General features: G+C 64.6%; 18 protein-coding genes. 8 read left to right on the top strand and 10 right to left on the bottom strand.

All coding sequences use genetic code 11. From position 1 onward, the window contains the following. Positions 1-3 precede the first annotated feature (3 nt). Positions 4-1,422, bottom strand: coding sequence for a circularly permuted type 2 ATP-grasp protein (locus GGD61_RS02060; RefSeq protein WP_018322070.1), 1,419 nt, complete (start codon positions 1,420-1,422; stop codon positions 4-6). Positions 1,423-1,698: 276 nt separating this feature from the next. On the opposite strand from GGD61_RS02060, the gene GGD61_RS02055 reads away from it, so the two are divergent. From GGD61_RS02055 to GGD61_RS02045, 3 genes are read left to right on the top strand one after another with little or no spacing between them, the layout of a single operon-like run. After that, positions 1,699-2,436: a molybdopterin-binding protein gene (locus tag GGD61_RS02055; RefSeq protein WP_092259188.1), complete on the top strand. Its 738-nt coding sequence runs from the start codon at positions 1,699-1,701 to the stop codon at positions 2,434-2,436. A gap of 36 nt (positions 2,437-2,472) precedes the next feature. Continuing rightward, on the top strand, positions 2,473-3,000 hold the full coding sequence (gene gpt, locus GGD61_RS02050; RefSeq protein WP_018322072.1) for a xanthine phosphoribosyltransferase: 528 nt from the start codon (positions 2,473-2,475) through the stop codon (positions 2,998-3,000). Between the two features lie 24 nt (positions 3,001-3,024). After that, positions 3,025-3,687 carry a hypothetical protein gene (locus GGD61_RS02045; protein ID WP_092259189.1) on the top strand — a complete coding sequence of 221 codons (663 nt, stop codon included), beginning with the start codon at positions 3,025-3,027 and terminating at the stop codon, positions 3,685-3,687. A 25-nt stretch (positions 3,688-3,712) separates the two neighbouring features. Here the strand turns inward: GGD61_RS02045 and GGD61_RS02040 are convergent, their stop codons facing one another. After that, on the bottom strand, positions 3,713-4,735 hold the full coding sequence (locus tag GGD61_RS02040; RefSeq protein WP_092259190.1) for a methionine synthase: 1,023 nt from the start codon (positions 4,733-4,735) through the stop codon (positions 3,713-3,715). 130 nt (positions 4,736-4,865) lie between these two features. Between GGD61_RS02040 and GGD61_RS02035 the strand changes: the two genes are divergently transcribed. The 3 genes from GGD61_RS02035 to GGD61_RS02025 all read left to right on the top strand — a co-directional run bounded on the left by GGD61_RS02035 (position 4,866) and on the right by GGD61_RS02025 (position 7,286). Next, positions 4,866-5,567, top strand: a complete 702-nt coding sequence (locus tag GGD61_RS02035; protein WP_018322075.1) for a glutathione binding-like protein — start codon at positions 4,866-4,868, stop codon at positions 5,565-5,567. Positions 5,568-5,700: 133 nt separating this feature from the next. After that, the gene (locus GGD61_RS02030) at positions 5,701-6,309 is read left to right on the top strand and encodes a 2-hydroxychromene-2-carboxylate isomerase (protein ID WP_092259192.1); all 609 of its coding nucleotides are present in this window, start codon (positions 5,701-5,703) and stop codon (positions 6,307-6,309) included. Further along, complete coding sequence (locus GGD61_RS02025; RefSeq protein WP_092259193.1) at positions 6,309-7,286, top strand: NADPH:quinone oxidoreductase family protein; 978 nt, start codon at positions 6,309-6,311, stop codon at positions 7,284-7,286. Before GGD61_RS02030 ends, GGD61_RS02025 begins: the two co-directional genes overlap by 1 nt. A gap of 143 nt (positions 7,287-7,429) precedes the next feature. Here the strand turns inward: GGD61_RS02025 and GGD61_RS02020 are convergent, their stop codons facing one another. The 8 genes from GGD61_RS02020 to GGD61_RS01985 form a co-directional block, all read right to left on the bottom strand. Then, entirely contained in the window at positions 7,430-8,320 is an 891-nt protein-coding gene (locus GGD61_RS02020) for a crotonase/enoyl-CoA hydratase family protein (protein WP_092259194.1), read from the bottom strand. A 303-nt stretch (positions 8,321-8,623) separates the two neighbouring features. Beyond that, positions 8,624-10,045 (bottom strand): amidase, encoded by a 1,422-nt coding sequence (locus GGD61_RS02015; protein WP_092259195.1) that lies wholly within the window; start codon positions 10,043-10,045, stop codon positions 8,624-8,626. A 2-nt stretch (positions 10,046-10,047) separates the two neighbouring features. Continuing rightward, complete coding sequence (locus GGD61_RS02010) at positions 10,048-11,211, bottom strand: M20 aminoacylase family protein (protein WP_092259196.1); 1,164 nt, start codon at positions 11,209-11,211, stop codon at positions 10,048-10,050. A gap of 13 nt (positions 11,212-11,224) precedes the next feature. Beyond that, positions 11,225-12,730, bottom strand: coding sequence for a M81 family metallopeptidase (locus tag GGD61_RS02005; protein ID WP_092259197.1), 1,506 nt, complete (start codon positions 12,728-12,730; stop codon positions 11,225-11,227). 313 nt (positions 12,731-13,043) lie between these two features. Continuing rightward, positions 13,044-14,693, bottom strand: coding sequence for an ABC transporter ATP-binding protein (locus GGD61_RS02000; RefSeq protein WP_092259366.1), 1,650 nt, complete (start codon positions 14,691-14,693; stop codon positions 13,044-13,046). Positions 14,694-14,707: 14 nt separating this feature from the next. After that, positions 14,708-15,595, bottom strand: coding sequence for an ABC transporter permease (locus tag GGD61_RS01995; RefSeq protein ID WP_018322083.1), 888 nt, complete (start codon positions 15,593-15,595; stop codon positions 14,708-14,710). Positions 15,596-15,613: 18 nt separating this feature from the next. After that, positions 15,614-16,555, bottom strand: a complete 942-nt coding sequence (locus GGD61_RS01990; RefSeq protein ID WP_177237227.1) for an ABC transporter permease — start codon at positions 16,553-16,555, stop codon at positions 15,614-15,616. Between the two features lie 208 nt (positions 16,556-16,763). After that, positions 16,764-17,894 (bottom strand): M20/M25/M40 family metallo-hydrolase, encoded by a 1,131-nt coding sequence (locus tag GGD61_RS01985; RefSeq protein ID WP_092259198.1) that lies wholly within the window; start codon positions 17,892-17,894, stop codon positions 16,764-16,766. Positions 17,895-18,163: 269 nt separating this feature from the next. Between GGD61_RS01985 and GGD61_RS01980 the strand changes: the two genes are divergently transcribed. Together GGD61_RS01980 and GGD61_RS01975 are read left to right on the top strand one after the other, a co-directional pair. Continuing rightward, complete coding sequence (locus tag GGD61_RS01980; RefSeq protein ID WP_018322086.1) at positions 18,164-19,774, top strand: ABC transporter substrate-binding protein; 1,611 nt, start codon at positions 18,164-18,166, stop codon at positions 19,772-19,774. A 232-nt stretch (positions 19,775-20,006) separates the two neighbouring features. Then, the gene (locus tag GGD61_RS01975; RefSeq protein WP_183230328.1) at positions 20,007-21,602 is read left to right on the top strand and encodes a glycosyltransferase family 39 protein; all 1,596 of its coding nucleotides are present in this window, start codon (positions 20,007-20,009) and stop codon (positions 21,600-21,602) included. The last annotated feature ends 192 nt before the right edge of the window (positions 21,603-21,794 follow it).

Genomic DNA, 21,794 nt, shown 5'->3' with positions numbered 1-21,794 from the left:
TGACTACTCGTCCAGGATCCAGGTGTCTTTGGTGCCGCCGCCCTGGCTCGAATTCACCACCAGGGAGCCTTCCTTCAGCGCGACGCGCGTCAGGCCGCCCGGCACGATGGTGGTGCTCTTGCTGCCGGTGAGCACGAAGGGCCGCAAATCGACATGGCGCGGGGCGAGGCCGGTTGCGGTGCAAGTCGGACAGGTCGAGAGCGCCAGCGTCGGCTGGGCGATGAAGCCTTCGGGCTCGCGCTTGAGCTTCTCGCGGAACGCTTCGATCGTGGCCTTGGTCGCGGCGGGCCCGATCAGCATGCCGTAGCCGCCGGAGCCGTGCACTTCCTTGACGACGAGCTCGCTCAGATTGTCCAGCACATAGGCGAGGTCCTTCGGCTCGCGGCAGCGCCAGGTCGGCACGTTCTTCAGGATCGGCTCCTCGCCGAGATAGAATTTCACGATATCCGGCATGTAGGAGTAGATCGCCTTGTCGTCGGCAATCCCGGTGCCGACGGCGTTGGCGAGCGTGATGTTGCCGGCCGCATAGGCCGACATCAGCCCGGGCACGCCGAGCACGGAATCGGGACGGAAGGTGAGCGGATCGAGGAAGTCGTCGTCGACGCGGCGATAGATTACGTCGACCCGCTTCACGCCTTCGGTCGTCCGCATGAACACTTCGTTGTTCTTGACGATGAGATCGCGGCCCTCGACCAGCTCGATGCCGAGCTTGTCGGCGAGGAAGGAGTGCTCGTAATAGGCCGAGTTGTAGACGCCGGGGGTGAGCAGGGCGACGGTCGGCTCGCCCGAGGCGCTGAGCGGCGCGACGGAGCGGAGCGCCGAGAGCAACTCGTCCGGATAGCGCTCGACCGGCGCCACCTTGTGGCGGGCGAACAGATCCGGAAACAACCGCATCATGATCTCGCGGTTTTCCAGCATGTAGGACACGCCGGAGGGCGTGCGCGCATTGTCCTCGAGCACGATGAAGTCGTTGGCATCGACCCGGACGATGTCGATGCCGGCGATGTGCACGTAGACGTCGTGCGGCACCTGCTGGCCGTTCATCTCGGGCCGGAAGACCGGGTTCTGGAAGATCAGATCGTCGGGCACGATCTCGGCGCGCAGGATGTCGCGGCCGTGATAGATGTCGCGCAGAAACATGTTGAGCGCGCGCACGCGCTGCTTCAGGCCCTTCTCCAGCAGTGCCCATTCCTTGCCCGACATGATCCGCGGGATCACGTCGAAGGGGATCAGGCGCTCGGTGGACTCGGCCTCGCCATAGACCGCGAAGGTGATGCCGATGCGGCGGAACAGCAGCTCGGCCTCCTGGCGGCGATATTCAAGCGCCTCGGGAGGCGTCTCCTTGAGCCAGCGCGCCAGCTCCTGATAGGCGGGGCGAAGGTCCCCGCCGGGAATATTCATTTCATCAAACGCGACTGCCATAGATGCCGACTGTTCTCCGCAAGGCGTTGCGCCAATGGACAGGTCGCCAGGCTCTGGTGAAGCCGCAACGTCCTGACCATGCGGCAAGAGTGCATGACTTTCATGTGGTAGCAAGGGCCGGGCCAGCGCGATAAGCATGGACTGGCAGCATTTGTCGGGGATGGCCGGCGGCTTGCCTGAAAAAATGGCTGAGGACTGCTTATTTCGACAGCAAAACCGCGTGACTTCAACGCGTTACCTCGGCAAAGTCGGCGCCACAGGTGAGGGACTTAAGTTATGAGCGAGATCGTCACGGCGGGCATTCTGGTCATTGGGGACGAAATCCTGTCGGGCCGGACCAAGGACAAGAATATTGGCTTCATCGCCGAATACCTGACCAATATCGGCATCGACCTGAAGGAGGTTCGGGTCGTCTCCGATGACGAGCCCGACATCATCGCGGCCTTGGATGCACTGCGGCATCGCTACACCTACGTCTTCACCACCGGCGGCATCGGGCCGACCCATGACGACATCACTGCCGACAGCGTCGCCAAGGCGTTCGGCGTCGGCATCGACCACCATCCGGAGGTGGTCGCCCGTTTCAAGGAGCGCTGGAGCGAGCAGGACCTCAACGAGGCCCGGTTGCGCATGGCCCGCATCCCCAACGGTGCCGAGCTGATCCAGAGCGCAACCATCCTCGCGCCCGGCTTCAAGATCGGCAATGTCATCGTGATGGCCGGCGTGCCCTCGATCATGCAGGCGATGATGGACATCGTCTCGCCCAAGCTGAAATCGGGCGTGCGCATGCTCTCCGAATCGGTCCGCGCCAATGCGCGGGAGGGCGACATCGGCAGCCCCTTGCGCGCGATCGCCACCGCCCATCCCGACACCATCATCGGCAGCTACCCCTTCATGGACGAGGAGCAAAAGCCGAATACGAACCTCGTGGTGCGCTCGCGCGATGCGGACAAGCTCGCGGCAGCAATGGCCGCGGTGAAGGAAATGCTGGCAGGATTGAACATCACTCGTTAGCAGAGAATTTGCCGGCAGGCGAAGCAGGAGACGACAATGGCTGGTGAAGCACCGGAACTGAGTGCGCAGGAGCGGGCGGGCAAGGCCTTCCCGGTCTCGTGGGACCAGTTCCACCGGGATTGCCGGGCGCTGACCTGGCGCCTCAACGAGGTCGGCCCGTTCCATGCGGTGATCGCGATCACCCGCGGCGGCCTGGTGCCGGCCGCGATCGTGGCGCGCGAGCTTGGCGTGCGCATCATCGATACCGTCTGCGTCGCCAGCTACGACCACGACAAGCAGGGCGACCTCCAGGTCCTCAAGGGTATTTCGGAACAGGCCATGAAGCTTGGTGGTGGCACCGGCAAGGGGCTGTTGATCGTCGACGATCTCGTCGACACCGGCAAGACCGGCAAGCTGGTGCGCGAGATGTTGCCCGACGCACATTTCGCCACCGTCTACGCCAAGCCGAAGGGGCGCCCGCTGGTCGACACCTTCATCACGGAAGTCTCGCAGGATACCTGGATCTTCTTCCCCTGGGACACCGCGCTGTCCTACCACCCGCCGCTGCGCGACGGTGCGGCGTGATCAAAGGCGAATGGCGAGTAGCGAATGGCGAATAGCAGCCCCTCCACTCGCAATTCGCCATTCGCTACTCGCCCTCTCCAAAACCGCGTCCTGCCGACCGGTGACATCATCGCCACCCCGCATCGCGGCCTGTTCACCGGCAATCGCGGCATCATCCATGATCCCGCGACGAAGACGCTGCTGAACAAGCGCTGGTCGTCGCCGGCCTGGATTACATGCTTGTGCGAATTCCGCGGCTGGCGGCGGCCGGTGATGGCGCGGCGCAGCTGGACCGAGCTATTCTTCCTCGACGAGGCCACCGCGTTTGCCGCGGGCCATCGTCCCTGCTTCTTCTGCCGCCGCGAGGATGCCAACCGCTTTCGCGCGGCGTGGGAGAGGGGTAATGGCGTGAGCAAGGTGAGTGCGAAGGCGATGGACGCCTCGCTGCACCTGGAGCGTCTGGATCATGGCCGCAAGCGCCTGCACGCGCCGCCGGTGCCGCTGGCAGAATTGCCCGACGGCGCGATGGTTCAACGGGGCGAAGACAGCTTTCTGGTGGTGCAGGGAAGGGCGCTGCTTTGGTCGCCAGCCGGCTATGCCCGCGCCGAGCACGAGCTGGAGAGCCCAATGCTGCTGACGCCCCCGTCTACACTGCGTGCACTGAGCGCCGGATATCAACCGGCGCTGCATCCGACCGCTCTGGACTAGCAGAGCGGCCTGCGGATCCCGGCCCTCACCCCAGCTTCTCGCGCGCCAGCGCGGCACCCGCGCCGAGCGCCATCAGCTTGGCTTCGGCGATCTCGCGCCGCATCGGCGCCATGCCGCAATTGGTGGTGGCGATGATGTTGCTCTTGGGCACGAATTTCGACACCGCGTCGATCACCTTCACGACATCCTCAGCGGTCTCCACGGTGTCGCTGGCAACGTCGATCACGCCGGCCTGCACGATCTTGTTCTTCAAGAGCGCGAGCAGATCGAGCGGCACTTTCGAATTGCGGCATTCGATCGCGACCTGCTGGATCGGGCTGGCGTCGATCGCCGGAAAGATCTGTTCATACTGCCGCCATTGGCTGCCTAACGTTTCCTTCCAGTCGGTGTTGGCCTTGATGCCGTAGCCGTAGCAGATGTGCACGGCAGTGGCGCAGGTGAGGCCCTGCGCAGCGCGCTCCAGCGCCTTGATGCCCCAATCGTTGACCTCGTCCATGTAGACGTTGAAGGCGGGTTCGTCGAACTGCACGAGATCGACGCCGTCGGCCTGCAATGCCTTGGCCTCCTCATTCAAAAGCTCGGCGAAGGCAAACGCCATCTTGACGCGGTCGCCATAGTAGCGATCGGCAATGGTGTCGATGATGGTCATCGGGCCGGGCAGGGTGAACTTCAGCTTCCTCTTCGTGTGCGTGCGCGCCGCGCGCGCCTCGAAGGCATGGACGCGCCCCTTGAGCCGAAGCGGGGCGACCACCTGCGGCACCATCGCCTTGTAGCGGTCCTTGCGGATGCCCATCTCGACCTTGTGCGCGAAATCGATGCCTTCGATCTTCTCCAAAAAACCGTGCACGAAATGCTGCCGGGCCTGCTCGCCCTCGGTGAGGATGTCGATTCCGGCGTCCTCCTGGATCTTCAGCCAGATCAACGTCGCGTCGCGCTTGGCGCGGAGCAACTCGTCGCCCTGCGACTTCCAGGGCGCCCAGAGCATATTGGGTTCGGCAAGCCATTCCGGCTTCGGCAAGGAGCCGGCAATCGTGGTTGGAAACAGCATGGCGGCCCTCCGGCGGGTTGTGTTGCGCCCCTTCCTGCCATGTCCTAACGTCAAGGTACAGAACAACAAAAGTCGTTATTTTAGCTGGCGGCATCGGCAGGGAAGGCCAAAGGATGCCGAGGGAAACGTCATGATCGATCTCCATTACGCGCCGACGCCGAATGGCTGGAAAATCTCGATCATGCTGGAAGAGCTCCGACTTCCCTATGTCGTGAAGCCCGTCGACATCCGCGCCGGCGAGCAGTTCAGCCCCGAGTTTCTGGCGATCTCCCCGAACAACCGCATCCCCGCGATCGTCGATCACGCACCCGCCGACGGCGGCGGGCCGTTCTCGGTGTTCGAGACCGGCGCAATTCTGATTTATCTCGCGGAGAAGACCGGCCGCTTCCTGGCCGCTGACTTGCGCGGCCGTTCCACCACAATTCAATGGGTGATGTGGCAGATGGCCGGCCTCGGGCCGATGCTGGGCCAGCACGGCCATTTTGCGCTCTATGCGGCGGAGAAGATCCCCTATGCGATCGAGCGCTATCGCGACGAGGCGGCCCGGCTCTACGGTGTGCTCGACCGGCAGCTGGAGAAGACCGGCGCCTATGTCGCCGGCGACTATTCCATTGCCGACATTGCCTGCTTCCCCTGGACCATGACCCACAAGGCGCAGGGCTTTACGCTCGACGACTATCCGAATGTCAAACGCTGGTATGCCGACGTCCGCGCCAGGCCGCAGGTGCAGGCGGGGCTTGCGATCGGAAAATTCGTGAAAGAGCCGTTCGACGAGGAATCACGCAAGATCATGTTCGGCCAGCGTGCGAAGGAAGTGTTGGGAAGGAAGTAGTGCCTGTCCCTCATGGTGAGGAGCGCCATAGGCGCGTCTCGAACCATGAAGGCCCGACTGTCACCCGTGGCCATCCTTCGAGACGGCCGCTACGCGGCCTCCTCAGGACGAGGTCCGTCACAAAGGAAACGCCATGATCGAATTCTTCTTCGACTGTTCCAGCCCCTGGACCTATCTCGCCTTCCACAACATCCAGCCGCTCGCCAGGGAACTCGGCGCCGAGATCGTCTGGCGACCGATCCTGGTCGGCGGCATCTTCAATACGGTCAATCCGAGCGTCTACGCGCAGCGCGAGACGCCGGTGCCGTTGAAGGCGCGCTATATGAAGAAGGACCTTCAGGACTGGTCGCGCTCGGCGGGCCTTGCGATCAAGATGCCGCCGACGGTGTTTCCGGTGAACAGCGTCAAGGCGATGCGCGGCTGCATCTGGCTGGGTAAGGACATGGTGCCGTTCGCGACCGCCGTGTTCGAGGCCTATTGGGGGGGCGACAAGGATATCTCGCAGGACGCGGTGCTCGCGGAGATTTGCAAACGGGTCGGCATCGACGAGCGAAAATTCTTCGCCGGCATCGCCGAGCAAGGGATCAAGGATCAGCTCAAGGCGAATACGGAAGAGGTCGTCGCCCGCGGCGGCTTCGGCTCGCCGACGATCTTTGTCAATAAGACCGACATGTATTTCGGCAATGACCGCCTGCCGCTGATCCGCGAAGCGCTCAAGCGCAGCAAGGCGAGCGCGGCCTGATGGTGCGCGCCGTCGTCTGTCGCGCGCTCGGCGAGCCCGAAACCTTGCGGCTGGAAGAGTTTCCGCCGCGCGCCCTGAAGCCGGGCGAAGCGCGGGTCGCGATCCGTGCCGCCGGGCTGAATTTTCCTGATGTGCTGATGGCCGCCGGCCAATATCAGCTCAAGCCGGAGCTGCCGTTCACGCCCGGCATGGAAGCTGCCGGCGACGTGACCGAAGTGGGTGCGGAGGCGAAGGGCGTTGCCGTCGGCGACAAGGTTATCGTGAAGGTGCGGCATGGCGCATTCACCGACGAGGCCATCGTCGCGCCGTCGCAGCTCACGCCGATGCCGTCGACATTCGACTACGCCGAGGCTGCGACCTATCTTGCTGGCCATGGCACGGCCTATCACGCGCTGATCGATCGCGGCCGGGTCGAGCCGGGAGAGGTGCTGCTGGTGCATGGCGCCGGTGGTGGCACGGGATTGGCCGCCGTCGAGATCGGCAAGATGCTGGGCGCGACCGTGATCGCGACGGCGTCCAGCGACGAGAAGCTCGCCATCGCGAAATCGCGCGGCGCCGATCATCTTATCCGCTATGACCGCGAGCCGTTTCGCGACGCCGTCAAGCGCATCACCGATGGTCGCGGCGCGGACATCGTGTTCGATCCCGTCGGCGGTCAGGTTTTCGAAGACTCGATGCGCTGTATCGCCTGGGGCGCGCGGCTCCTCGTAATCGGCTTCACCGGCGGCATCGGTTCGGCCAAGACCAACCTCCTGCTGATCAAGGGAGCCAGCGTGCTCGGCGTGCGTGCCGGCGAAGCGGTACGAAAGAATCCCGCACTTGGCGAGGTCCGCCTGAAAGCGCTCTTGCAATGGGCGGAGGAGGGCAAGCTGCGCCCCAACGTCTCACACTGCCTGCCACTGGAAGATTACGCGAAGGCCATGCGGCTCTTGATCGACCGCAAGGCGATCGGGCGTGTCGCGCTGATGATGGAGTGACGGTGCCGTAGGGTGGGCAAAGGCGCTGTTGCGCCGTGCCCACCATCTCTCTCGATGGCGAAAAGTGCGTGGGCACGCTTCCGCCGTCGCTCTTCGAGCTATGGCGGACAAGTCGCTTTGCCCACCCTACGAGAGCTACGAAGCTACTTGTATTCCCGCTCCGTCCACCACGGGAAATAGTCCGGCATGTCGCTGGACACCTTGTTCTGGAACTGCGCGGGGCGCTTTTCCAGGAACGACACCACGCCTTCCTTGACATCGTCGGAGCGGCCGCGGGCGTAGATGCCGCGGCTGTCGACCTTGTGGGCCTCCATCGGATCATCGGCGCCCATCATGCGCCACATCATCTGGCGGATCAGCGCAACCGATACCGGTGCGGTCTTCGCCGCGAACTCCTTGGCGAGCGCGCGGGCGGTCGGCAGGAGGTCATCAGGGGAGACGACCTTGCTGACGAGACGGCCGGCGAGGGCTTCCTGGGCCGGGAAGACGCGGCCCGAATAGCACCATTCCAGCGCCTGCGAGATGCCGACAATGCGTGGCAGGAACCAGCTCGACGCCGCCTCCGGCACGATGCCACGCTGGGAGAACACGAAGCCGAAGCGAGCGGCGTCGGAAGCAATGCGGATGTCCATCGCGAGCTGCATGGTGACGCCGATGCCGACCGCAGGGCCGTTCACGGCGGCGATGACGGGCTTCAGGCACTTGAAAATGCGCAAGGTCACCTGGCCGCCGCCGTCGCGCACCTGCGGATCGCTGTAGTCGACCTTGCCGTCGGCGAAGCGTTTGACGGGCCCGCGCCGGGCGTCGCGATCGAACGTGTCGGCGCCCGACGACAGATCGGCGCCCGCGCAAAAACCGCGACCGGCGCCTGTCACGATAATGGCGCGGACGTTATCGTCCTTGTCGGCGGCGTCGAACGCGTCGATCAGCTCTCCCTGCATCCGCGCGTTGAAGGCGTTGAGCTTGTCGGGCCGGTTTAGGGTGATGGTGAGGATCTGCTCGGCGACCTCGTATTTGATCGTCTCATACGCCATGATGGTTTCCTTCCTTTTGTTCTTTCGCTGCGCAGATGGCACAGGGCTTGAGTTTTCTTTACCCTCCCCTGGAGGGGGAGGGTCGATCGCGCGCAGCGCGAGCGGGGTGGGGTGATCTCTCCTCTCGGGCACTGCTGGACGCGGAGAGACCGTCACCCCACCCCGTCTCACATTTCGCTGCGCTCAACGTGAGCCGACCCTCCCCCTCCAGGGGAGGGTAAGCAAGAGGCTCCGCATGCTGCCTGTCCAAAGACTTCCGGGCTTGCGCTTAAAGGGCGCGCTTCCCGGAATGACGAGAACGTCTTACTTCGCCGGCGGCCTCGGCCAGGGCTTCTGCGGCCCGCGCAGGCCCTCAAAAGCCTTGGCCATGCCGAGCACGCCGATATCGTCGAAGCGGCGGCCGACGATCTGCACGCCGATGGGAAAACCCTTGGCATCGAAGCCGCCGTTGATCGAGATGGCGGGGTTCTCCGACATATTCCACGGCACGGTATAGGCGATGTGCTCGAACGGTTTCATGGGGTCGTTGGTCGGCGAGGCCCAGTCCGCCGGATAGTTCACGTTCGGCGCGGTCGGCGAGATCACGTAATCGAGCTCGCAGAACAGCTTCGACGCCGCGGCGCGGATCGCCATGGTCTGGTTGAAGCCGCGGATGACATCGATGCCAGAGAGCTTGGCGCCGGACTCGCCCCATTTGAAGATATAGGGCAGCACCTTGGCCTGTTCGGCCGGCGTCAGCTTGGCCAGATCATCCCACATCCGCGCGCGCCAGAAGTTGTCGAGGCCGTCGAGCATCTCGCGCGTCAGGATGCCGTCGACCTCGGTCACGACGCTACCTGCGGATTCGAACGCTTTCGCCGCCTTCACCGCGACCTCGCGCACCGGCTTCTCCAGCGCCAGGCCGCAGCCGGGATCGAGCATCAGGCCGATGCGCAGCTTGCGCGGAGACTTCTCTGCTCCCTTCCAGTTCAGCGGCTCGGCGGGCAGGCTCATGCCGTCGCGCCGGTCGGGCTTTGCGATCACGCTCATCATCAGCGCGCAATCGTCGACCGTGCGGGTCATGGGGCCGGCGACGCGCCCGACATAGGTGGGGTCGATCGGCACGCGGCCGAAGCTCGGCTTCAGGCCGACGAGGCCGCACCAGCCCGCAGGCAGGCGAACCGAGCCGCCGATATCGGTGCCGAGATGTAGCGGACCATAGCCGGCCGCGGCAGCCGCGCCTGCGCCCGCGCTGGAGCCGCCGGGGTTCTTCGAGAGGTCCCAGGGGTTGCGCGCGAGTGCGTGGAAACTGGAGAGTCCGGATGACAGCATGCCGTAATCGGGCATCGTGGTCTTGGCGAAGATGACCGCGCCGGCCTCGCGCAGGCGTGCGGCGGGCGGGGCGTCCTTCTCGGCTGGCACGAGCTTGACGCTGGCCGCGCCCAGCGGCACCGGCACGCCCTTGGTCGCGATGTTGTCCTTCACCGTGACGGGCACGCCATCGAGCGCGCCGGATGGCTCACCGCCGGACCAGCGCGCGGTCGAGGCCTTCGCGGCCTCGCGCGCGCCGTCGGGATCGAATGCATAGAGCGCCTTCAGATGCGGCTCCCACGCAGCGACATGCGCGAGCAAATCCTCCAGCACCTCGCTCGGCGAGAACTGCTTGGCGCGATAGCCCGCGATCAGATCGACCGCGGACAGATCGTGCAGTGAGGTGACCGCTTCCTCAGGGCTCTTCTTATGCATTGCTAACCTACCGGCATACGGGTCTCGATGATCCGGGCGAACATGCTGGCGCCGATCGGCAGGATCTTGTCGTCGAGCACGAAGCCGGGATTGTGCACGGGCACGTTGCCATCATGGCCGACCCAGAAATAGGCGCCGGGAATGGTCTCCAGCATGTCGGCAAAATCCTCGCTGCCCATCTTGGGCTGGGCGCGCGTGATCACGTTGACGGGGTCGACGATGGTGCGCGCGACCTCCTCGACCACCTTGGACTGCTCGACCTGGTTGACCAGCACGCCGAAGGTGTCGCGGATGTCGACGTCGATGACGCACTGGTAGGCGCTTGCGATGCCGGCGCAGATGGTGCGGATGCGTTCGCTGACCAGGGTGCGAACTTCCTTCGAGAAGGTGCGGATGGTGCCGCAAAGATGCGCGTCGCCGGGAATGACATTGTAGGCGGAGCCCGCGTGGATCTGGGTGATCGACACTACTGCGGCCTGCAGCGGCTCGACGTTGCGGCTGACGATGGTCTGGATCGCCTGCGCCAGCGTGGTCGCGATGATCACCGCGTCCTTGGAGCGCTCGGGCATCGCGCCATGCGCGCCATAGCCGGTGATGCGCAGGTCGAAGAAGTCGGCGCTGGCCATCGCCGGGCCGGGCAGGATCGCGATCTCGCCGTGGTTGAGGTCGGGCGCGTTGTGCAGGCCGTACAGCTCGTCGCAGGGGAATTTTTCGAACAGGCCGTCCTTGATCATCGCACGGGCGCCGCCGAGACCTTCCTCGGCCGGCTGGAAGATCAAATGCACGGTGCCGTCGAAGTTCTTGGTCTCGGCGAGATAGCGCGCGGTGCCGAGCAGCATGGTGGTGTGGCCGTCATGGCCGCAGCCGTGGAAGCGGCCGGGGATTTTCGAGCTCCACTTCAGATTGGTGTTCTCTTCCATCGGCAGCGCGTCCATGTCGGCGCGAAGGCCGATGCGCTTGTTGCCCGAACCCTTGCCCTTGATCACGCCGATCACGCCGGTGCCGCCGAGACCGCGATGCACCTCGATGCCCCAGCTCTTCAGCTTGTCGGCGACGATGCCGGAGGTGCGCACTTCCTCGAATCCGATCTCGGGATGGGCGTGCAGGTCGCGGCGGATGGCGGTGAGCTCGTCGGCGTAACCGTCGATGCGGTCGATCGTGGGCATGGGCTTTGTCCAGTTAGCGTGAGGGAGGCGAGAAAACGGGGCCGTTCGGCTTGATGCGAATGCCCGGACGCAGGCGCGTCCAGGGCAGGGTGGCGGTGTCGGCCGGCATCGCGCCCGGTGCGGCGCAGATCATCAGCTTTTCCGCGATCGGCTCGAAATCGGCGCGGAAGTGCACCGAGCTCTTGTTGACCAGAATCTTCTGTTCGGTCGGCTCGATGCCGACATAGCGGTACATCGCCTGGTCGGCGAGCTGCGCCTTGTGCGAGGAGACGACGACGCGGACGTCGCCGATGCGCAAGCAAGCGGAGGGGCCCATCTCCATCTCGCGGCCGCCATAGTAAGGGCCGGGCGCGATGAAGCGGCCGTCGGAGAGCTTTTCGACCACGAAGGTCTCGCGATAGGGCTCGTCGCCGGGGATGCCGGACTTGCCGCCGAGCGACAGCGTCACGGTGGCACCGACGCCGGCATCATGCGCGGCCTTGGCCGAGACCGGATCGTAGATCGCGCCGGTCGCGGCGCTCGCTCTGTTGCGCACCAGCGCGCGCAGCATGCCGGTCGTATCGGAATCGCCGCCGGCGCCGGGATTGTCCTGGGTGTCGGCGATGATGATCGGCTTGCTCGCGCTCTTCGAAAGCTCCATCGCGTGGCGCACGCCGTCATCCGGCGACCAGATCTTGCCGTCGAAATCGTCTTCGTGCCTTTCGATCAGCTTGACGATCGCATCGGCCGCACGGTCGGCATCGGCTTGCGTCCTGCCATAGGCGAACACGCTCGGCCCGCAATCGCGGAAGTCGGCGGCGGGAAAGCCGGGCGCGAAAGACAGCGTCGGAACTGCGGCACTCTCCAGCGCGGCGAGCTGTTCGTAAATGCCTTTGGTCGGCTGGTCGTTGGTGCATTGCCAGCTGATCGGGATCAGGAACGGCAATTGCCGGAACGATTTGGCAAAGCGCTGCTTCGTTTGCAGCAGCAGCGCGAGATGGCGCGCAGAGGCACGGCCGGTCTCGGCCATGTCGACATGCGGATAGGTCCGGTAGGCGATCAACGCGTCGGCATGTTCCATCATCTCCGGCGTGACGTTGGCATGGAGGTCGAGGCTGGTGACCAGCGGAACGTCCTTGCCGATGACGCGGCGCACGCGCGCCAGAATCTCGCCTTCGCCGTCGTCGAGATGCTCGGTCACCATGGCGCCGTGCAAATCGAGATAGACCGCATCGATCGGGCCGGCGGCTGCGATGCCGTCGACCATCACCCGCACGATGCGCTCGAAGGCGTCCTTGGTGACATGCGCCGACGGGCTCGCACCGCAGGCAATCGTCGGAACAAGTTCCCAGCCGTTCGCTTCGGCGCTGTCGACGAAGCCGGCAAGGCCGACATTGATGCGCCGCATCACCTTCAGCACGTCGGCGCCTTCTGTCATCGCCGGCCAGCCGCCGCCATGCTGGAAGTCGGCGAAGGTCGCCTTGGTGGGAGCGAAGGTGTTGGTCTCGTGCAGGAAGCCGCCGACGGCGATGCGTGTCATTCAGTTCAGTCCAATCAATCAAGAGCGCGCGACGTTAGCCTTGGCCCTGCGGCGAGAGCAAGGTGGGAAGCACTCGCGCCGCGCATAGGGTCAAGCTGTTTTGGGAATGCTGCGGGTGCGGTGGGTGTTGTGAACCATTGCGCCAACTCCGCACTCGGTGTCGTCCCTGCGAACGCAGGGACCCATAACCCCAGGGAGGAGTTTGGCGAAGATCGGTCGTTCGGGATTAGCACCACGCGCGATCGATAGATCACGCGGTATGGGTCCCTGCGCCCCGTACGCAATTGCGCACTAGGCAGGGACGACAGTGTAGCTACGCCGTCGCCCCCACGCCCTCTGCGACCGGCCGGAAGTTCGCAAAGTCCCAGTCACGGCCGGGAGCGGCATCCAGCAGCGCCCTGGTGTAGGCCTCCTTCGGATGCGTCAGCACCTCGGCGGCCGGGCCTTGTTCGACGACACGGCCGCGCTGCATCACCACGACCTCGTCGCAGATCTGCGCTGCGACGCGCAAATCGTGGGTGATGAACAGGATCGCGATGCCGAGACGCTTCTGGATCTCGTCGAAGAGTTCCAGCACCTGCGCCTGCACCGAGACGTCGAGCGCGGAGACGGCTTCGTCCGCGACCAGCACGTCCGGATCGAGCGCGAGCGCGCGGGCAATGGCGATGCGCTGGCGCTGGCCGCCGGAGAACTGGTGCGGATAGCGCGATACTGCATCGGCGGGCAGGCCGACCAGCTCGAGCAGCTCGCGGGCGCGCTTCATCGCATCGGGATGGGCGACGCCGTAATTGATCGGGCCCTCCGCGATACTCTCGCCGACCGTGACACGCGGGTTGAGTGAGCGGTAGGGATCCTGGAACACGATCTGGATCTTCTGCCGGTGCGGCTGCAGCAGGCGGCGCGAGATGCCGGCAATCTCTCGGCCGGCGAGGCGCACGCCGCCGGAGGTCGGATCGATCAGGCGCACGATGCAGCGCGCCACGGTCGACTTGCCCGAGCCGCTTTCGCCGACGATGCCGAGCGTGCGGCCCTTGCGCAGCGTCAGCGTCACCTTGTCGGCGGCGACGACCTCGCGGCCTTTGCCGAAGAAGGCGCGCTCCTTGTAGACCTTGCTGAGGTCGTTAGCCTCGAGCACGACCGGCTCGCGGCTCTCCTCGCGCGGCGGCCGCGGCACCAGGCTCGGCACCGAGGAGAGCAGATTGCGGGTGTATTCCATGGTCGGATTGCGCAGCACGGCCTCGAGCGGGCCGGTCTCGACCAGCCGGCCCTGCCGCATCACGGCGACGCGGTCGGCGATCTCGGCGACCACGCCCATGTCGTGGGTGATGAACAGCACGGCCGTGCCGTGATCGCGCTGGAGCTCGCGGATCAGGGACAAAATCTGCTTCTGCGTGGTGACGTCGAGCGCGGTGGTCGGCTCGTCCGCGATCAAGAGCTTTGGCTCCAGCACCAGCGCCATCGCGATCATGATGCGCTGGCGTTGGCCGCCGGAAAGGCGATGCGGGTAGGAAGCGAAGATGCGCTCGACCTGGGGCAGGTGGACCTGCTCCATCATGTCGAGGATGCGCTTCTTTCGCGCCTTGGCGTCGAGATTGGTATGGGCGCGCAGCACCTCGTCGATCTGGCGGCCGACCGGCACCACCGGATTGAGCGCGGTCATCGGCTCCTGGAAGATCATCGCCATCTGCGTGGCGCGCAGCTGGCGCAAGCGGCGGTCAGTCGCGGTGAGCAGCTCTTCGCCGACCAGCTTGATGCTGCCGGCGGTGGGAACCAGCGTGCCCTTCGGCAGCAGGCCCATCGTGGTCAGTGAGGTCACCGACTTGCCCGAGCCGCTTTCCCCGACGAGGCACAGCGTCTCGCGCTCGCGGACCTGGATCGAGATGCCGTCGATGATCTTTGGCCCACCCGGCTTCTTGCCGACGGAGACGACGAGGTTGTTGATGTCGAGAACGGTGTTGGTCATCACTTGATCGGTCATCACTTGCCTTCCCGCTGCTTCATGCGCGGATCGAGTGCGTCGCGGGCGGCGTCGCCGATCAGATTGATGCTGAGGATGGCGATCGAAAGCAGCAGGCCCGGCCAGAAGATCAGCGACGGCTTGATCTGGAAGTACTGCCGGCCCTCGGCCATGATGTTGCCCCAGGTGGGCGTCTCCGGCGAGATGCCGGCGCCGAGGAAGGAGAGGATGGCCTCGGTGAGGATCGCGCTCGCGCAGATATAGGTGCCCTGGACGATCAGCGGCGCCACCGTGTTCGGCATCAGATGCCGCCACATGATCTTGGGCAGCGACGAGCCAACCGAGATCGCGGCTTCTACATAAGGCTCCTCGCGCGCCGACAGCACGACCGAGCGGACCAGGCGCGCCACGCGCGGAATCTCGGGGATGGTGATCGCGATCAGCACGGTCCAGAGGCTGGCACCGGACAGCGACACCACGGCGATTGCGAGCAGGATGCTCGGCATCGCCATCAGGCCGTCCATGACCCGCATCAGCACGGCATCGACCAGCTTGAAGAAGCCGGAGACGAGGCCGATCGCAAGGCCGATGACGATCGACAGGATCGCAGAGCCGATGCCGATCAGCAGCGAGATGCGGCCGCCATAGACGACGCGCGACAACAGGTCACGACCATAGGCATCGGTGCCGAGCAGGAATTGCGCGGACGACGGCTTGAGCCGTTGCGACGGCGCGAGCTGGATCGGATCATGCGGCGCGATCAGCGGCGCCAGGATCGAGACCAGGATGATCAGCGCGAGCAGGACCGTCGCCGTGGCGATGATCGGCGTCGAGGTGAGGAAGCCGAAGCGCGGCCGCAGCGGCGACGTGATCGGAATGGACGACTGGGGAAGGGTATCGACCGACATTCTATTCTTGTCCTTGCCTCAGTACCGGATCCGGGGATCGAGCAGGGTGTAGGCGACGTCGATGAGAAGATTGACGACGACATAGATCAGCGACGTCAGCAGGATCATCGCCTGGATCACCGGATAGTCGCGCGCCAGCACCGCATCCACGGTGAGGCGGCCGATGCCGGGGATGTTGAACACGCTCTCGGTGACGACGACGCCGGAGATCAGCAGCGCAAAGCCGGTGCCGATCACGGTGATGACGGGCACGGCGGCGTTGCGCAGCGCGTGGCGCATCATCACGGCGACCTCGTTGATGCCCTTGGCGCGCGCGGTGCGCACATAGTCCTCGCCGAGCACATCCAGCATCGCCGCGCGTGTCATGCGCGCGATCAGCGCGATGTAGATGAAGGAGAGCGCGCAGGTCGGCAGGATCATGCGCTCGAAAAACGGTCCGAAGCCGTTAAAGATGCTGCGGAAGCCCTGCACCGGCACCCACCGCAGTTCGATCGCGAAGACCTGGATCAGAATATAGCCGACCACGAACACCGGCACCGAGAAGCCGAGCACGGAAAGCCCCATCACGAAACGGTCGATCCAGGTGCCGTGCTTCCACGCGGCGATCACGCCGAGGGGAACCGCCACGATCACGGCGAGGATGATGGTGCACAGCGCGATCGAGATCGACGGCTCGACGCGCTGGCCGATCATCTTCATCACAGGCAGATTGGAGATCAGCGAGGTCCCGAGATCGCCGTGCAGCAGCTTGTTCACCCAGGTGATGAACTGCACGATCAAGGGCTCGTTGAGGCCGAGCGAGGTGCGGATGCGCTCCAGCCGCTCCGGCGTTGCATTGTCGCCGGCGAGGATCGCGGCGGGATCGCCGGGGGTGAGGCGGAGCAGGAGGAAGACGAACAGCGCGACGACGCCCATCACGGGCACGGCGGCGAAGATTCGGCGAAGGAGATATCCGAGCAAGTTGGATCCGTCAGATTAGAGTAAATCGGCGGCAGCGGTCGTAGTCTGTTCTGCCACCAGCCTAACATTTCAGCAATTCCCGTGCCATCAGGGCCACAGTTTTTGCAGTGCGGTCAGCTGTTTTGGCGACCCCTCTTCAAGGGGGCCAGCGGAGCGTGCCCGCCAGACGAAATATCTGCGGCGCGCCAGGCGCGCCCATCCAATCCGGTCACTCCAGCGTCGCAAGCAGCCCGGCCATCAGCCGGCCGCGCTCAACGAGACTCTCGACTTCGATATACTCCTCTAACGTGTGGCCATTGGCTCCGCGCACGCCCAGGCCGTCGAGCGTCGGGATTCCCATCGCACCGGTGAAGTTGCCATCGGAGCCGCCGCCGGAGCTCGCATGCGGCAGTTCGGCGCCAAGCGACTTGGCGATGCCGCGCGCCTTCTCATACAACGCCATCGTGCCGGCATCCGGCTCCCACACCGGACGCGTCACCCCGCGCGTCACCTTGAAGGAAACATCGTTGGCCGTGCCCGACAGCGCCAGCATCCGCTCGACGCCGCGATCGAGATCGGCCTGCCGCTTGGCCATGGAGAGCGCTTCGCCGGTGGCGGTCGTGGCAACGCAATTGACCCATTGCCCGCCATGCACGACGCCGACCGAGAAGGTGCAGTCCTCCGTCGTCATCGCGTCGATGGCGAGAATCTGCCGCGCCATCTCGCGGATCGCCGAGCGTCCCGCCGACAGCGTCGCGCCGGCGTGGCTCGGCCGGCCCGTCGCCTCGAGATTGAAGCGCGCGATGGCGTAACGTCCGGTGGTGACGCCGTTGTCGGCGCGGCCGGGCTCGGGCACCAGGACATATTTGTTGCGCGCGGCTTCCGCCTCGATGATGTCGCGCGTCGAGGGCGTGCCGACTTCCTCGTCCGGCGTGAACAGCACGGTGATCGGCAGCGGCGTGGTGAACGATGCACGCGCCAGTTGCCGGATCGCTTCCAGCGAGAGGTAGTTGCCGCCCTTCATGTCATAGATGCCGGGGCCGTAGCACCGATTGCCCTCGCGCCGCCATTTCAGCTTCTCGATGGTACCGACCGGGTGGACGGTATCCATATGGCCGGCGATCAGGATGCCCGGCTCGCCCTGTTTCGGATGCGGAAAGCGCGCGCGGATCACGCCGCCGAACCCCTGGCGGCCGGCGATGCGCTCGATCGTCGCACCCATGATCGCCATATCCCGCGCTGCGATATCGAGCGTGCGATTCACCGCATCAGCGTCCCAGGTCGGGCTTTCGCATTCGACCCAGCCGCGCAGACCCTGGAGCATCGCCTCGGAATCGAAAGGAAGATTGGCTGGATTCATCTCAATGTCTCTCAAGCTTCGAAAGATGGAATGCGCATTGCATTGGTGCGGGGCAGGACGAGTGGAGAGTGTTGTAGAGCCAAACCGATCCTTGTGGAGCCCGCGCCCGCGCCGCCAGGGCTTGCAGCGAAACCGGATTGACGCGCTCGGCACTGTCTGCAAGTCTCGAAAGATAAAGGCATTGCATGAGGTTAGTTCGCCCAAGGAACGAGCCCCATGCTTAACCAATAACCTGCCTTTGAACAGTTTCACGTCAGGAGAAACTTTTTATGTTCCACTTCATGCGCCGGGGGCCTCGCGCGTTTGCCTCCAAACTTGCGCTGTCTGTCGTTGCGCTTTCGACGGCGCTTGCCTCGCCAGTGCTAGCAGCCGGCAAGACCATTACGGCGGTGATGCATTCGGATCTGCGCATCATCGATCCGATCTTCACCACGGCCTACATCACGCGTGACCATGGCTACATGGTCTACGACACGCTGGTGGCTCCCGATTCGAGCTTCAAGATCCAGCCGCAGATGGCGGACTGGAAGATCTCCGACGACAAGCTCACCTACACCTTCACGCTGCGCGACGGCCTCAAATGGCATGACGGTGCGCCGGTGACGGCGGAAGATTGCGTCGCCTCGCTGAAGCGCTGGGCCGCGGTCGACGGCATGGGCCAGAAGCTCCTGGACTTCACCGCGAGCATCGAGGCGACCGACGCCAAGACCATCACGCTGAAGCTGAAGGAGCCCTACGGCCTCGTGCTCGATTCCATCGGCAAGCCGTCCTCGCGCGTCGCCTTCATGATGCCGAAGCGCCTCGCCGAGACGCCGCCGGACAAGCAGATCCCCGAGCAGATCGGCTCGGGCCCCTTCAAGTTCGTGGCGTCGGAATTCCAGCCCGGCGTCAAGGCGGTCTACGTCAAGAACACCGATTACGTGCCGCGCAAGGAGCCGGCGAGCTGGACCTCCGGCGGCAAGGTGGCGAAGGTCGACCGCGTCGAATGGATCACCATGCCGGACTCGCAGACCGCGGTGAACGCGCTGCAGTCGGGCGACATCGACTTCATGGAAAACCTGCCCTACGACATGCTGCCGGTGCTGGAGGCGAACAAGGAGATCACGATCGAGGTCTCGAACAAGTTCGGCTTTCAGACGCTCGGCCGGATGAACTTCCTCTATCCGCCGTTCGACAACGTGAAGGTGCGACGTGCAGCTCTTCTGGCGATGAACCAGAAGGATGTTCTCGACGCGCTGGTCGGCAATGCCAAGTACCAGAAGATCTGCGGCGCGTTCTTCGTTTGCGATACGCCGTTCGCGACCGAGGTCGGCGCCGAGACCCTGGTGAAGGGCAATGGTATGGCGGAGGCCAAGAAGGCGCTCGCCGAGTCAGGATATGACGGCACCCCGGTCGTCATCATGGCGCCCGGCGACGTCACCACGCTCAAGGCCCAGCCCATCGTCGCGGCCCAGCTGCTGCGCGAAGCCGGCTTCAAGGTCGATCTGCAAGCGACCGATTGGCAGACGGTGGTGAGCCGCCGTGCCAGTCAGAAGCCGCCGAAGGAGGGTGGCTGGAACATGTTCTTCACCAACTGGGTCGCGGCCGACGTCTCCAACCCGATCGCCAATCTCTCGATCGGCGGCCAGGGCAAGAAGGGCGGCTGGTTCGGCTGGGCGGAAAGCGCCAAGATCGAGCAGCTCAAGGACGCGTTCGTCCGCGCGCCGTCGATCGACGAGCAGAAGAAGATCGCCGCCGACATCCAGAAGGAAGCCTATGAGCAGGTGATCTACATCCCGCTCGGGCAATACCTGCTGCCGAGCGGCTGGCGTAAATCGCTGACCGGCGTGCTCGACGGCCCGGCGACGCCGCTGTTCTGGAACGTCGACAAGTCGGAGTAAGGGGAGGCGAATTCACGTAGCCTTCGTCGTCTTCACCACGCGGCGCCGCTGTCATCAGCGGCGCCGTTGTCTTTTGTGGTCTTGCGTCGGCGGAAAAGCGTTGCGGCTTTTAACCTTTCCAGTTTCCGGTCATTGCTATTTGTTTCAATCCTGAAATAGATGCGTCGTCCTTACGCATCATTTTCCCTCCTCAACCTGATTTCCCGTGCCGATCGATTTTGCATTCCAGGCGATGGCCGAACGGTCCGATCGCGCGCCGGCGCGTTGGCGGCGGCCTTTCCTGCATTGGCTCGATGGCGTCGAGGCGGGCTGGGCCGTTCCGCTCCTCATCGGCTGTTTCGTCGCGATCTGGACGCTCTATCTGGCGATCGCCTATGCCGGCGGCGGCCTGCACCCTGATACGCTCGAGGCCTGGATGCTGGGGCAGCATTTCGCCTGGGGCTATCACAAGCATCCGCCGTTGACCGGCTGGATCGCCGCCAGCTGGACCTCTGTCTTCCCGCTCAGCGATTGGTCGTTGCAATTGATGGCGATGACCAATGCCGGGCTTGCGCTGATCTTCGTCGACCGGATCGCGCGGCAATTCGTGACCGGGCACAAGCGCATCCTGGTGCTTTTGCTGCTGATGCTGACGCCGGTCTATCAATTCCATGCCCAGCGCTTCAATGCCAATTCGGTGCTGCTGGCGGTCTGGCCGCTGGCGACCTGGTGCTTCCTGCGCGCATTCGAGACGCGCGCCCCGCTGTGGGCGGTCGCAATGGGATGCACGACGGCGCTGGCGATGGTCGGCAAATATTATTCGGTCTTTCTCGTCACGAGCTTCGCGTTTGCCGCGCTGGCGCACCCGGCGCGGCGCGCTTATTTCACCTCCGCTTCGCCCTGGATCTCGGTCGTCGTCGGGCTCGCGGCGCTGTCACCTCACGTCTATTGGCTCGCGACAACGGGCGCGTCGACCTTCACCTACGCACTGGCGCACACAGGCGGCAACGCTGCGACCTCACTCGGCGAGGCGAGAAACTTTCTGCTGGGGCTGGCGGCGGCGATGAGCATGTCGGCCGTGTTCTGGGTGCTCGTTGCAGGAACGCGCTTGAAGCAGTTTCCGGCGGACTTCGCCGCAATGAGCCCGGGCCTGCGGCTTTTGTTCTACGTCACTATGGGTACGATCGTGCTGCCGGTGGTGACGTCGCTCGCGATGGGCACCGATCTGCCGTCGCTATGGGCGTTGCAGGGACTGTTCCTGTTCACCGTTCTCGTGGTCTGCGGCACGAGCTACCTGATCGAGCGCTTCTACACGGTCAACCTCACCGTGATCTTGGCCGGCGTCGCGCTCGCGGCCGTCCTGATCGCCGCGCCGATCCATGCCGTCTATCGCAACGATCACGGGTATGAGGAGGGCCGGAATCTTTACGCCCAGGCGGCCAGTGAATTGACGCGCGAGTGGCGCGAGCAGACCGGTGTGCCGCTGAGCGCGGTGAGTGGTGATGGCTCGCTGGCCTTCGCCACTGCGTTTTACAGCCCGGACCATCCACGTCATGCGGCGCCCTTCGAGTACGACCAGACATTGGGCTTGCCGCGCAAGACGTCGCTCGACCGCGGCTGGGCCGCGCTGTGTTTCCGCGACCAGGAATCTTGCACCCGGTGGATGGCGTGGGCGTCCTCGCAGACCGGACACTTCGTCAGGCGCGAGTTCACCGTGCGGGCCACCCTGTGGGGGCGGCCCGGTCTCTCGCGGGAGGTGGTCGCTCTGATCGTGCGGCCCCGGGGAATGCGGATGATACCCAAGAGCGCTGCGGATGATTTCAGCGCCAGCAGGCGCGGTTCGGAATAGACTCTGCGCTCAACAATGACTGTCGCGGACCTGCTCAAGACCCTCGCTCGCCAAAGGCGTCGTCAACGTGGCGTGCTCTGCGCTCGGCTCCGAATGTTCCGTCTTCCGCCGTTCGACGTCGCGGCGATCTTCCCGGTGTTCCGGTTCCATTGAATGTGACCTCTCGAATTGCTGCAGTACAACATCGAGCGG

Source organism: Bradyrhizobium sp. SBR1B, from assembly GCF_014198205.1.
Classification (GTDB): domain Bacteria; phylum Pseudomonadota; class Alphaproteobacteria; order Rhizobiales; family Xanthobacteraceae; genus Bradyrhizobium.
Note: the sequence above shows the minus strand (reverse complement) of the source record. Positions and strands in the feature narration are given on the sequence as shown.